Origin of the sequence: uncultured Schumannella sp. (genome assembly GCF_905479755.1) — a bacterium.
In the GTDB taxonomy this organism is placed as follows: domain Bacteria; phylum Actinomycetota; class Actinomycetes; order Actinomycetales; family Microbacteriaceae; genus DCRR01.
The window spans coordinates 47,705-60,357 of record NZ_CAJQNT010000030.1; the positions used below are offsets into that span (position 1 = coordinate 47,705).

Genomic DNA, 12,653 nt, shown 5'->3' on the forward strand with positions numbered 1-12,653 from the left:
CATCGCGCGCTCACTCGCTCGGCGGCGCCGCTCGGCGGCGCAGGGCCTTGACGAGGACGACGATGCCCACAGCCAGCAGACCGAGGAAGACGAGCCAGGGCGCGAGCACGCCGAGCACCACGAGGGCTCCGGCCCAGAAGGCGACGAAGGCGTCCCACCCGGTGACGAGTCCCTCCCAGAAGTTTCCGGGCTCCGGGTCCGGAGCGGTCCGGTCGCTGCGCAGATCCACGGTGATCGTCGACATGCTCACCTGGTCGGCGAGGTAACGCTGCTGAGCCTCCAGGCTCTCCAACTGGCCCTGGCGCGAGCTGATCTCGGCCTCGAGCGCGATCAGGTCGGCGATCTTGTCGGCGCGACTGATCAGTGCGTTCAAGCGGTCGAGGGAACTGCGCAACGCGGTGATGCGCGCGTCGAGGTCCTGCCGTTCCACGGTGACATCGGTGCTCTGGATCGATACCGAGTCGGCCCGGCCGAGTTCGCGCAACGCATTCAGTGTCGGCGTCAGCTGGTCGGAGGGGATGCGCAACACGAGCGTCGCGCTGCCGCCATGGAATTCGGTGGGCGCGTACTCCTGACGCGAGTCGACCCGGCCGCCGATGCGCTCGACGATGCGCACCGCCTCGCGCGCCGCATCCAGCGGTTCCTCCACCGTCACGACCATGTAGCCGGTGACGATGACCGAACGGTCGACGCTCTGGTCGGAGCTCTCGCGATCGGCGCCGGCGCTGTCGCTGACCTCGACATCGACGGGACCGGAGATCCCCTCGTCGGGCGCCACTGACTCCTCGACGCCGCTCAAGGCACTGCACCCGCCGAGCGCGAGCACCGCCATCAGGACAAGTCCACCGATCACTGTTCGCCTCATGTCTGCCACGTTAGGCATCCCGCTCGGCAAGCGGAACCCAACGTTCCCCGCCTGTCGGTCGTCGCCTGGTCACAACTTGGTGACGGGCCTGGCTGGAGGCGCCCTGAACGCCGTGTCCGAATCGGGTGAGAGGCGGGCCTGCGGCGGGGCGAAGGGTCGTAACGTCGGGAACCGGCGGGCACGAAACGAGCCCCGTCAGAAGTCCACTCACAAGGAGGATGACATGGGATTCATGGATGACGCCAAGGACGCCGCTCAGAGCACCGGTGAGAAGGTCGGCGACTGGGTCGACGAGCAGAAGGAGCGCGCCTCCGACAAGGTCGACGAGCTGCAGGCCGAGGCCGAGGTGAAGAAGGCCGAAGCGCACCGCGACGAGGTGAAGGCCAAGAACGAGTACAAGGAAGAGCTTCGCGACAGCTGAGTCTGCCTCTACGCTGAGAGCATGGGGTGGGTGAGTCGCATGTTTGCGAGACCGCCCCTTCTCCACGTCGCGATCGACGAGGGCGAGGGTCCGATTGTCGTGCTCCTGCACGGCATCGCCTCGTCCTCCGTCACGTTCGAGAACCTCGTTCCGCTCTTGACGCCGAGCCGCCGTGTGATCGCGATCGATCTGCTGGGCTTCGGTGAGTCGCCGTCCCCCGAGGACTCCGAATTCACCGTCGAAGAGCACGTGGCGGCGTTGCGTCGCACCCTGCGGCGCGTCGTCGGGCGCGAGCACTTCATGCTCGTCGGTCACTCCATGGGCTCGCTCATCGCCACGCGGTACGCCGCGCAGTACCCGAACCGGCTCGACCGGCTCGTGCTGGTGAGCCCGCCCATCTACCTGCCCCCGCGGTCCATCGGGACTCCGTGGGATCGCGCCGCCGTGGGGCTGTACCTGAAGGCGTACGAGTATCTGCGCGACCACAAGGAGTTCACGATGCGCAGCGCCGCGCGGCTCGCGGCGATCTCGCCGATCAAGAACGTGCTCGAGGTGTCGGAGCGCAACTGGCGGGCGTTCTCACTCTCGCTCGAGAACGCCATCGAGAGCCAGACCACCGTGAGCGACCTCGCCGCCGTGCGCGCCCCGATCGAGCTCGTCTACGGCACCCTCGACCCCTTCCTGGCGACGAGCGGGATCCGACTCGCCGAGCAGCTGCGCTCCGTCACGGCGCACCGCGTCGACGGCAACGACCACCTCGTGCGCCCGCGGCTGGCGCGCGTGGTGGCCACCGCGATCCTCGCCCGGCCGCGTGCCGCGGCGCCGGCGTCGGCGCTGCCAGCCGGGACCGCATCCGCTGGTTAGGCTCGCGCTATGGACACACGCATTCTCGGGCGCACCGGCCGCGCCGTCTCAGCAATCGGACTCGGAACCTGGCAGCTGGGCGCCGACTGGGGTGACGTCTCCGAAGCGGATGCGCTGCAGATTCTGGATGCCGCCTTCGAGGCCGGCGTGACCTTCTTCGACACCGCCGACGTGTACGGCGACGGCCGTAGCGAGCAGACGATCGCGGCCTGGCGACGGGCCAACCCCGAGGCTCAGGTGATGGTCGCCACCAAGATGGGGCGCCGCGTCGAACAGCGCCGCGAGAACTACGTACTTGACCACTTCCGCGCCTGGACGGAGCGCTCGCGCCGAAACCTCGGCGTCGACACGCTCGACCTGGTGCAGCTGCACTGCCCGCCGACCGACGTTTACGGCAGCGATGAGGTCTTCGACGCGCTCGACACCCTGGTCGATGAGAAGGCGATCGCCGCGTACGGCGTCAGCGTGGAAGAGACCTCACAGGCGCTCGCCGCGATCGCGCGCCCGAACGTGGCGAGCGTGCAGATCATCCTCAACGCGTTCCGGTTGAAGCCGCTGGACGAGGTGCTTCCCGCCGCGGGCGACGCGGGGGTGGGCATCATCGCGCGCGTTCCGCTCGCGAGCGGGCTGCTGAGCGGCCGCTACACGCGCGAGACCGCGTTCGCGGCCAACGATCACCGCAACTACAACCGCGATGGCTCTGCCTTCGACGTCGGCGAGACCTTCTCGGGCGTCGACTTTGAGGAGGGCATCGAGGCCGCTCGCGAGTTCTCCGAGCTGGCGAGTGCCCGCGGGCTCGAACCCGCCACGGCCGCGCTCGCCTGGGTCGCCCAGCTGCCCGGTGTCACCACGGTGATCCCGGGGGCCCGCACGGTCGCGCAGGCGCGCGCCAACGCGGCCGCGGGCGAGGTGCCCCCGCTCAGGGCCGACTTCATGGATGCGGTGCGCGAGCTGTACGACCGACGCCTGCGCGCCTCCATTCACGGGCGGTGGTGAGCGGGTCCGCTCAGCTCGGCTGCACCGGGACGGGCTCGGTGTCCGGAATCGGGCTCGCGTCGCGGCCGCGCAGGTCCGGGTGGGCGCGGTGGAAAATCGTCGGCACGAGGAATCCGACCAGCGCGAAGATCGCGCCGACCATGATGCCGCCGTCGGGGCCGATCGCGTCGATCACGAATCCGGCGATGGCGGCGCCCGCCGCCGCCCCGATCAGCTGGCCGGTGCCGATCCAGCCGTAGGCCTCGGCGGTGTCGCTGAACTTGACGCTCGCCGACACGATCGCGAACATCACCGCGAGGGCGGGGGCGATGCAGAGCCCCGCGATCACGAGCAGTAGCGAGAGCGACCAGAACTCCCAGGCGAAGATCGCGAGCGTCGCACCGACGAAGACGACGAACATGCGCCGGGCCAGCGCCCACGGGCCGACCGGGATGTGTCCGAAGGCGAGTCCGCCCGCGAACGACGAGATCGCCCAGATCGCGAGCACGAAGCCGGCCTCCGGTCCGTGGTCGCCGAAGGTGGCGACCACGCCGGTCTCGATCGCGGCGCACGAGCCGATGAGCAGGAAGCCGGTGACGGTCGACAGCAGCACCGGGGGCTTGGCGAGCACAACGCCGAAGCGACGCTTGCTGCGCGGGATGCGGACCTGGCCGACCTCCGGAGACGCGATGAACAGCAACCCACCGCCGACGAGGAACGCGACCGCGGTGAGGATGCCGGCGACGGTGGAGACCTGGGTGCCGATGAACGTGACGACGACGGGGCCGGCGACCCAGATGATCTCCTGCGCCGAGGCGTCCAGCGAGAACAGCGGGGTGAGTTGGCGCGAGTTGACCATCTTCGGGTAGATCGTGCGCACCGCGGGTTGGATCGGCGGGTTGCTGAGGCCCGCGACGAGCCCCGCGAGAACGTAGCCCCACAAGGGAAGCGGGGCGAGAGCGACGGTGATGAGGGCGACGGTGCTGACGCTCGTCGTCAGAATCAGCACCGGACGCATCCCCCACACGCCCATCCAGCGGCTGGTGAGCGGCCCCGACAGTGCCTGCCCGGCGCTCGTGGCGGCAAGCACGAGACCGGCCGCGCCGTAGGAGTCGAAGATCTTCTCGAGGTGCAGCAAGAACCCCAGCGAGATCATGCCGCCGGGGAATCGGGCCAACAACTGCGCCGTGATGATCCGCGCGACGCCGGGGGTGCGAAGGAGGTCGGCGTACGCGTTCATAGCCTTCCGAGCCTAGTCGCCTCTCGGGCCGCCACAGCCTGTGGAAACTGTGCACAATTCGGCGAAGTTATGCACATTCTGTGGACGACACGCCCACAAGATCTTGTGACTCCCCAGTGTCGGTGACCCGATATATAGTGATCGAACCGCTCAGCCGGGGGAGTGGCTGAAACACCGTTCGTGACCGCGAACGGACCGAAGAAATGCAGGTCCGCAAGACAAAAAGCTGGGTCTGCTGGGGAACGTGCGCAGGGCGCACGAGAGGAGTCCACACGTGTCGATCACGGTCGTGAAGCGCAACGGAGAGCGCGAGCCCTACGACGCCAACAAGATCAACCTCGCGATCGAGCACGCGAGCGCGGGCCTCGACGAGAACATCACGTGGGTCACCCAGATCGCGAGCGAGCTCGAACTCACCCTGTTCGACGGCATCACGACGCAGCAGCTCGACGAGGCCGTCATCCAGGTCGCCCTCCAGAACGTCAAAGACGACCCGCAGTTCGACACCGTCGCCGCGCGGCTCCTGCTGAAGACCATCTACAAGCGCGTCCTCGGTGACTACACGACCGCCGACGAGCTCAAGTCCCTGCACGCCAGCCACTTCCGCGCGAGCGTCGAGCGCGGGGTCGCCGAAAACCTGCTCGACCCGCGCTTCCCGGACCTGTTCGACCTCGACCTGCTCGCCACCAAGCTCGAGCCGAGCCGTGACGAACTGCTCAAGTACATCGGTGTGGTGACGCTCAACAACCGCTACGGCATCAAGGCCCGCAACGGCGACCCGCTCGAGGTGCCGCAGTTCTTCTGGATGCGCATCGCCATGGGCCTCTCGCTCAACGAGGCCGACCCGACGAGCCACGCGATCGCGTTCTACGACAAGATGTCCAAGCTCGAGTACGTCGCCGCGGGCTCGACCCTCGTCAACGCCGGCACCAGCTACCCGCAGCTCTCCAACTGCTTCGTCATGGAGATGCAGGACGACATCGAGCACATCGCCAAGAGCGTGCGCGACGTCATGTGGCTCACCAAGGGCACCGGCGGCATCGGCCTCTCGGTCACCAAGCTTCGCTCGCAGGGCTCGCCGATCCGCTCCAACAACACCACCTCGACCGGTCCGATCCCCTTCATGCACACGATCGACTCGGTGCTGCGCGCGGTCAGCCGCGGCGGCAAGAAGTTCGGCGCGCTGTGCTTCTACATGGAGAACTGGCACCTCGACTTCCCCGAGTTCCTCGACCTGCGTCAGAACTCCGGTGACCCCTACCGCCGCACCCGCACCGCGAACACCGCGGTGTGGATCAGCGACGAGTTCATGAAGCGCGTCCAGAACGACGACGACTGGTACCTCTTCGACCCGCTCGAGGCCCCCGACCTCAACGAGCTCTACGGCGCCGAGTTCTCGGCCCGCTACGCCGAATACGCCGCCAAGGCCGAAGCCGGCGAGATGCGCATGTTCAAGAAGATCGGCGCGCGCGAGCAGTTCAAGTCGATCCTGATCTCTCTCCAGACCACGAGCCACCCGTGGCTCACCTGGAAGGACACGATCAACAACCGTGCCCTCAACAACAACACCGGCACCATCCACCTCTCGAACCTCTGCACCGAGATCTGCCTGCCGCAGGATGTCGACAACGTCTCGGTCTGCAACCTCGCCTCGATCAACCTGTCGACCCACCTCCACGTCGACGCCGAGGGAACGCTTGGCTTCGACTGGGCAAAGGTCGAAGAGAGCGCCCGCCTCGCGGTGCGTCAACTCGACAACCTCATCGACATCACCGAGTCGAGCGTCGACGAGGCCGACTTCTCCAACCAGCAGAACCGCGCGATCGGTCTCGGCGTCATGGGCTTCACCGACGTCGTCGAGAAGCTCGGCATCAGCTACGAGAGCGAGGCGGCCTACGACCTGATCGACGAGATCATGGAACACGTCTCCTACGCCGCGATCGACGAGTCGGCCGACCTTGCGAAGGAGCGCGGCGCGTACACCAACTTCGCGGGCAGCCGCTGGGCGCAGGGCCTCGTGCCCTTCGACTCGATCGCGCTCACCGAAGAGAACCGCGGTGTGCCGATCAACGTCAACCGCACGACGCGCCTCGACTGGGACGCGCTGCGGGTGAAGGTCAAGGGCGGGATGCGCAACGCGACGCTCATGGCGATCGCACCCACCGCATCCATTGGTCTCGTCGCCGGCACCACGCCCGGCCTCGACCCGCAGTTCTCGCAGATCTTCAGCCGTGCCACCAGCAACGGCAAGTTCCTCGAGATCAACCGCAACCTCGTCGAGGCGCTGCAGAGCGCGGGCATCTGGGAGTCCACCAAGGAGCAGATCCTGCGCTCGCAGGGAGACATCCAGAACATCGCCGAGATCCCGGACGAGATCAAGGCCGTCTTCAAGACCAGCTTCCAGCTCTCGCCCTACGCCTTCCTCGACGTGGCGGCGCGCGCCCAGAAGTGGATCGACCAGGCCATCAGCCGCAACATGTACCTCGAGACGCGTGACCTCGGCGACATGATGGACATCTACTTCGGGGCCTGGGAGCGCGGCGTCAAGACGACGTACTACCTGCACATGAAGCCGCGTCACACCGCCGAGCAGTCGACCGTCAAGGTCAACAAGTCGATCCAGGTCGACGAGGGCGCTCCCGCCAAGCGCGGATTCGGTGCCGCCTCGTCGGTACCGGCGGAGCCCGCCGCCGCGGAGCAGCCCGCCGCCGCCCCCGCGCGTCGTGGATTCGGAGGCCTGTGATGGGTCCCTTCGACGAAGTCGGCGGCTACGACGTTCCGGTCGACCCGATGGACGACCTGCAGTGCGAGTCCTGCCAGTAACTCTCTACCCACCGCGACATTAGGACACCACAACACATGCCGATCCTCGGAACCGGAATCACGGAGGGCCTCCTCCTCAAGCCCGTCACCTACAAGTGGGCGATGGACCTCTACGACCAGGCGGTGGCGAACACCTGGTTCCCCAACGAGATCCAGCTCGGCGAAGACATCGCCGACTTCAAGAAGATGACCGACGAGGAACGCCACGCGATCACGTTCCTCATGTCGTACTTCAACCCGAACGAGCTGCTCGTCAACAAGGCGCTCGCCTTCGGCGTCTACCCCTACATCAACGCCCCCGAGGCGCACCTCTACCTCGCGAAGCAGATGTGGGAAGAGGCCAACCACTGCATGAGCTTCGAGTACGTGCTCGAGACCTTCCCGATCAACCGCGACGAGGCGTACAACGCCCACGTCGATGTGCCCTCGATGGCGCGCAAGGAAGAGTTCGAGGTCAAGTTCATCAAGCGCATGACCGAGCAGACCCTCGACATCACGACGACCGAGGGCAAGCAGGACTTCATCCGCAACCTCGTCGCCTACAACGTCATCCTCGAGGGCATCTGGTTCTACTCGGGCTTCATGGTCGCGCTGAGCTTCCGCCAGCGGAACCTGCTGCGCAACTTCGGCAGCCTCATGGACTGGGTGGTGCGCGACGAGAGCCTGCACCTCAAGTTCGGCATCAACCTGATCCTCACGGTGCTCGACGAGAACCCGGACCTGCAGACGCCGGAGTTCGCCAACGAGATCAAGCAGATGATTCTGGATGCCGTGGAGATGGAAGAGGAGTACAACCGGGACCTGCTTCCCGGCGGCATCCTCGGCCTCAACGCGAGCTACATCAACCAGTACGTGAAGTACCTCGCCGACCGCCGACTGGAGGAGCTCGGCTTCGAGCCCGAGTACAAGGTCTCGAACCCGGCCAAGTGGATGGCGGCCGCGAACGACACCCTGCAGCTGGTGAACTTCTTCGAGTCGACGAACACGTCCTACGAGTCGAACGCGAGCGCGGGCTCGAAGCGTTAGTGGTGCCGGTTGAGTAGCCGCGAAGCGGCGGACGGCCGGTTGAGTAGCCGCGAAGCGGCGTATCGAAACCCCGTCGAGTTCGCACCCGTCGACTGGCTCGACCCGCGCGCCGTGGCCCTCCGCGCGGCCATGGACGCCGAGACCGGCGCGATGTACGCCGACTTCGTGGCGAGCCTCGACCCGGCGGTCGCCGCGAAGTCGGCGCGAGCTCTCGTGATCGACCCGGCGACGATCGCGGTCACCGTCCTCGCGCTCCAGGACGGCGCGCCGGTCGGGCACGCCGCTCTGCGGCCGTACGGCGCCGAGTTCGAGGTGAAGAAACTGTTCGTCGCGCCGGACGCGCGCGGGACCGCCGCGGCGCGGGGACTCATGACCTGGCTCGAGGAGTTCGCGATCCAACAGGGCGCCGCATCCCTGGTGCTGCAGACCGGCCCGCGCCAGATCGCGGCGATCGCGCTCTATGAGCGCCTCGGCTACCACCCGATCCCGCCCTACGGCTTGTACGTCGACATGGTCGACGCGCGCTGCTATCGCAAGGTGCTCGGCGGGGAGCCGGTCATCCCGTGAGCGCCTTGCTGATGCGCTGAACGCTCACCGGTCCCTGGGCTCCGAGGTGCTGGGCGAAGAGCGAGAGGCGCAGCTCTTCGAGCATCCAGCGCGCGGTGTGCAGGTGCTCGGGGGCGGTGAGCGGCAGGGGTAGCTCGCCGCCCGCATCCCGCACGAGCGCCGTCGCCTTCTCGACCTCGGTCTGCCACTGCCGATCGCGGCCGAGGTTCGCGGCCATCTTCTCGGTGCGGTGGGTGATTCCGGCGAGGTACAGCGGAACGCGGCGCAATCGGTCGATGCCGGTCGCGCGGATGAAGCCGGGGTAGACAAGATTGTCTAGTTGGGCGCGCGCATCGGCGAGTGGCGACATCAGCGCCAGGCTCGACCGTGCCGAAATCGCCTTGTCGGCGACGCGCGCGGCGTCGAGCACGCGCGCGGTGAGCTGCACCGCCTCGAACACGCCGTCGATGAGCCCCGCCGAGACCTCGTCGCGCAACGCCTCGAACTCAGGTCTCGTGACGGGCGCGCGCGGGCCCGCCGCCTGGTCGATCACCGCGAGAAGTGCGTCATCGAGGAGCGCTGCCGTCGAGCGGTACGGGCTCGCGGCGAGCTGCAGCTTCTCGGGCCCGGTGAGGTGCTCCTGCACATAGCCGAGCGGGCTCGGCAGGCTCAGCGCGATCAGCCGCCTGACCCCCAGCGGATGCGCGGCGGCCTGCTCGGCGGCCGTGCCGAAGACCCGAATCGCGACACTCGCCCCCTCGTCGACGAGGGCGGGGAAGGCCCGGACCGTGGAGGCGCCCTGCTTCGCTTCGACGAGCCTCGGCAGCTCGTCGAGATCCCAACTGGTGAGCCCTGAGCGTTCCAACTCGCGCCCCGGTGTGGCCGTCTGGGCCACCTTCGCGACGCTCGAGCGCGCCCGTTCGGCGAAGCGTGACTGCAGCGCGGCGAGGCTCTTGTCGAGCCCGACGCGCCGACCGCGCGCGTCGATCGCGGCGAAACCCATCCGCAGATGCGCCGCGACGCGGTCGAGGTCGAAGTCGGAGGCGGCCACGACCGTGTGCGTCGCACGCCGGATTTCCTGCGCGAGCAGGTCCGTCAACGGGGAGTCGGCGTGCTCGGGGAGTTCCGCCATGAGCTTTCTCGCCCAGTCGGCGGCCGGCACGACGTTCTTCCGGATGTGCTTGGGCAGGCTCTTGATGAGCGCCGTCACGAGCTCCTCGCGAAGCCCCGGCACGAGCCAGTCGAAGCCGCGATCCTCCAGCCGCGGCAGCACCGCGAGCGGGATCTCGAGCGTCACCCCGTCATCCTCGGCCCCCGGCTCGAAACGGTAGGCGAGGCGCAGCCGCTGCTCGCCGGCCTGCCAGTGGGTGGGGAAGCCCTGTTCGTCGCGCGCGGGCGCGGCCTCCTCCTCGCCGAGGAGGGCCTCCCGCGTCATCGTCAGCAACTCGGGTGTCGCGCGGCGGGCGTCGCGCCACCAGCGCTCGAAGCGCCGTACGTCGGTGACGTCGGCGGGAATCCGTCGGTCGTAGAAGTCGACGACGGCCTCGTCGTCGACCAGGATGTCGCGGCGGCGGGTGCGCTCCTCCAACTGTTCGAGTTCGCGACGCAGCGCCCGGTTGGCGCGATCGAACTCGAACAGTGCGTTGTTCCGGATCTCGAACGGCCACTCCCCGGGCTTGCCGTCCATGCCGACGAGGGCATGCCGGATGAACAGCTCGCGGGCCTGCTCGGCGTCGATCCGCGCCAACTGGATGCGGCGCCTCGGCACGATCGGAACGCCGTAGAGGGTGACCTTCTCGTCGGCGACCGCCGAACCCTGCCTCTTCTCCCAACGCGGCAGCCCGTAGCTGCGCTTCACCAGGTGTTCGGCGAGCGGCTCCGCCCAGGCCGGGTCGATGCGCGCCACCGTGCGGGCGAACAGGCGGCTCGTCTCCACCAGCTCGGCGGCCATCACCGCGGCGGGCGGCTTCTTCGCGAGCGCCGACCCGGGGAAAATCGTGAAGCGCTGCTGGCGCGAGCCGAGGAACTCGGTGGAGCGGCGCCCCTTCTCGCCCGGCTTCGCGCGCGAGCGCTCATCGAGCAGGCCGATGCGGCTGAGCAGCCCCGAGAGCAGCGAGATGTGGATCGCGTCGGCGTCGGTGCTCGCGCCCTGGGGCACGATGCCGAGCGGCTTGGCGGCGCGCACCAGCTGGCGGTAGAGCTCCTGCCACTCGCGCACCCGCAGGTAGTTCAGGAACTCGGACTTGCACAGGCGCCGGAACGCGCTGCTGGAGAGTTCGCGCTGCTGGTGCTCCACGTGGTTCCAGAGGTTCAGCAGGCTGATGAAATCGCTCGTCGGGTCGGTGAAGCGGGCGTGGGAGGCATCCGCTGTTCCGCGCTTTTCGAGCGGTCGCTCGCGCGGATCCTGGATGCTCAGCCCGGCCACGATCGCCATCACCTCGCGCGCGACCCCGCGCCGCTCGGCCTCCACGATCATGCGGCCGAAGCGGGGGTCCACCGGCAGCCGGGCGAGGTCGCGCCCGGACTTGGTGATGCGGGTGTGGCCGGTTGTCGGGTCGGCGGAGATCGCGCCGAGTTCGAGCAGCAGGTCGGTGCCGTCCTTGATGCCGCGCGCATCCGGCGGCTCGACGAACGGGAATTCGGAGATGTCGCCGAGCCGCAGGTCGATCATCTGGAGGATGACGGCGGCGAGGCTCGTGCGCAGGATCTCGGGGTCGGTGAACTCGGGGCGGGAGTCGAAGTCCTCCTCCGAGTACAGCCGGATGGCGATGCCGTCGCTCGTACGCCCGGCGCGACCCGAGCGCTGGTTGGCGCTCGCCTGGCTGATCGCCTCGATCGGCAGACGCTGCACCTTCGAACGCGCCGAGTAGCGGCTGATGCGCGCGGTGCCGGTGTCGATCACGTACTTGATTCCCGGAACCGTGAGGCTCGTCTCGGCGACGTTGGTGGCGAGCACGATGCGGCGGCGGATGCCCGGCCGGGCCTGCTCGAAGACGCGATGCTGCTCCGCGGAGCTCAATCGGCCGTAGAGCGGCAGCACCTCGGTGGACTCGCCGGCGGCGCCGCGCGAGGTGAGGCGTCCGCGAATGGCGTCGGCGGCATCCCGGATCTCGTTCTCGCCGCTGAAAAAGACGAGCACGTCGCCGGTGCCCTCGCGCTCCAACTCGTCGAGCGCATCCAGCACGCCCTGCACGATGTCGCGGTCGTCGCGGGTCGCGCCGTCGTCGCTGTCGTCGTCGCCGGACTCGGCGACGAGCGGGCGGTAGCGGATCTCGACCGGGTAGCTGCGTCCGCTCACCTCGACGATCGGGGCGGGGGAGCCAGCGGTGGCGAAGTGTTTCGCGAAACGCTCCGGGTCGATCGTCGCGCTCGTGATGATGACCTTGAGCTCGGGGCGACGCGGCAGGAGCCGCGTGAGGTAGCCGAGCAGGAAGTCGATCGTGAGGCTGCGTTCGTGCGCCTCGTCGATGATGATCGTGTCGTAGCGGCGCAGGTCGCGGTCGCGGTTGATTTCGGCGAGCAGCACGCCGTCGGTCATCAGCTTGACCGCCGTCTCGCGCTTCGTGCGGTCGTCGAAGCGCACCTGATAGCCGACGAGGGTGCCGAGCTCGACGCCGAGCTCCTCGGCGATCCGCTCGGCGACGCTGCGTGCGGCGATCCGGCGCGGCTGGGTGTGTCCGATCTTCTCGCGTCCGAGCTCCAGCAGGATCTTCGGCAGTTGGGTCGTCTTGCCCGAGCCGGTCGCGCCCGCCACGATCACCACCTGGTTGTCGGCGATGGCGCGCGAAAGCTCCTCCCGCGCGGCGCTGACGGGCAGCTCCGGCGGGTAGGTGATCGGCGGCAGGTCGAGGGGCATAGCCGTCCAGGCTAGCGCCCCTCGACCGCCGCGCGCG

Annotated in this window: 9 protein-coding genes; 6 read left to right on the forward strand and 3 right to left on the reverse strand. The window is 68.2% G+C overall.

Annotated features, from left to right (window positions below; genetic code table 11):
- Positions 1 to 10: 10 nt before the first annotated feature.
- Positions 11 to 865 (reverse strand): DUF4349 domain-containing protein, encoded by an 855-nt coding sequence (locus tag QZ258_RS08940; protein WP_294180738.1) that lies wholly within the window; start codon positions 863 to 865, stop codon positions 11 to 13.
- A 223-nt stretch (positions 866 to 1,088) separates the two neighbouring features.
- Here QZ258_RS08940 and QZ258_RS08945 point away from each other — a divergent pair, with 223 nt between their 5' ends.
- From QZ258_RS08945 to QZ258_RS08955, 3 genes are read left to right on the forward strand one after another with little or no spacing between them, the layout of a single operon-like run.
- A complete protein-coding gene (locus QZ258_RS08945; RefSeq protein ID WP_294180740.1) occupies positions 1,089 to 1,286 on the forward strand; it encodes a hypothetical protein in 198 nt (65 codons plus the stop codon).
- 39 nt (positions 1,287 to 1,325) lie between these two features.
- Positions 1,326 to 2,150 carry an alpha/beta fold hydrolase gene (locus QZ258_RS08950; RefSeq protein ID WP_294180741.1) on the forward strand — a complete coding sequence of 275 codons (825 nt, stop codon included), beginning with the start codon at positions 1,326 to 1,328 and terminating at the stop codon, positions 2,148 to 2,150.
- Between the two features lie 9 nt (positions 2,151 to 2,159).
- Positions 2,160 to 3,146, forward strand: coding sequence for an aldo/keto reductase (locus QZ258_RS08955; RefSeq protein ID WP_294180744.1), 987 nt, complete (start codon positions 2,160 to 2,162; stop codon positions 3,144 to 3,146).
- A 10-nt stretch (positions 3,147 to 3,156) separates the two neighbouring features.
- Here the strand turns inward: QZ258_RS08955 and QZ258_RS08960 are convergent, their stop codons facing one another.
- The gene (locus tag QZ258_RS08960; protein ID WP_294180746.1) at positions 3,157 to 4,365 is read right to left on the reverse strand and encodes an MFS transporter; all 1,209 of its coding nucleotides are present in this window, start codon (positions 4,363 to 4,365) and stop codon (positions 3,157 to 3,159) included.
- 274 nt (positions 4,366 to 4,639) lie between these two features.
- Between QZ258_RS08960 and QZ258_RS08965 the strand changes: the two genes are divergently transcribed.
- From QZ258_RS08965 to QZ258_RS08975, 3 genes are all read left to right on the forward strand, one after another.
- Positions 4,640 to 7,108: a ribonucleoside-diphosphate reductase subunit alpha gene (locus QZ258_RS08965; RefSeq protein ID WP_294180748.1), complete on the forward strand. Its 2,469-nt coding sequence runs from the start codon at positions 4,640 to 4,642 to the stop codon at positions 7,106 to 7,108.
- A gap of 116 nt (positions 7,109 to 7,224) precedes the next feature.
- Positions 7,225 to 8,214, forward strand: coding sequence for a ribonucleotide-diphosphate reductase subunit beta (locus QZ258_RS08970; RefSeq protein WP_294180750.1), 990 nt, complete (start codon positions 7,225 to 7,227; stop codon positions 8,212 to 8,214).
- A 9-nt stretch (positions 8,215 to 8,223) separates the two neighbouring features.
- On the forward strand, positions 8,224 to 8,781 hold the full coding sequence (locus QZ258_RS08975; RefSeq protein ID WP_294180754.1) for a GNAT family N-acetyltransferase: 558 nt from the start codon (positions 8,224 to 8,226) through the stop codon (positions 8,779 to 8,781).
- On the opposite strand, the gene hrpA is transcribed toward QZ258_RS08975, so the two are convergent.
- Entirely contained in the window at positions 8,771 to 12,616 is a 3,846-nt protein-coding gene (gene hrpA / locus QZ258_RS08980; RefSeq protein ID WP_294180755.1) for an ATP-dependent RNA helicase HrpA, read from the reverse strand. The two genes, QZ258_RS08975 and hrpA, sit on opposite strands and share 11 nt — an antisense overlap.
- Positions 12,617 to 12,653: the final 37 nt, after the last annotated feature.

Bases quoted from the DNA above. Each gene is read 5' to 3' on its own strand.
- hrpA (WP_294180755.1), bottom strand. From the start codon at position 12,616: ATGCCCCTCGACCTGCCGCCGATCACCTACCCGCCGGAGCTGCCCGTC.
- QZ258_RS08945 (WP_294180740.1), top strand. From the start codon at position 1,089: ATGGGATTCATGGATGACGCCAAGGACGCCGCTCAGAGCACCGGTGAG.
- QZ258_RS08955 (WP_294180744.1), top strand. From the start codon at position 2,160: ATGGACACACGCATTCTCGGGCGCACCGGCCGCGCCGTCTCAGCAATC.
- QZ258_RS08970 (WP_294180750.1), top strand. From the start codon at position 7,225: ATGCCGATCCTCGGAACCGGAATCACGGAGGGCCTCCTCCTCAAGCCC.
- QZ258_RS08960 (WP_294180746.1), bottom strand. From the start codon at position 4,365: ATGAACGCGTACGCCGACCTCCTTCGCACCCCCGGCGTCGCGCGGATC.
- QZ258_RS08940 (WP_294180738.1), bottom strand. From the start codon at position 865: ATGAGGCGAACAGTGATCGGTGGACTTGTCCTGATGGCGGTGCTCGCG.
- QZ258_RS08950 (WP_294180741.1), top strand. From the start codon at position 1,326: ATGTTTGCGAGACCGCCCCTTCTCCACGTCGCGATCGACGAGGGCGAG.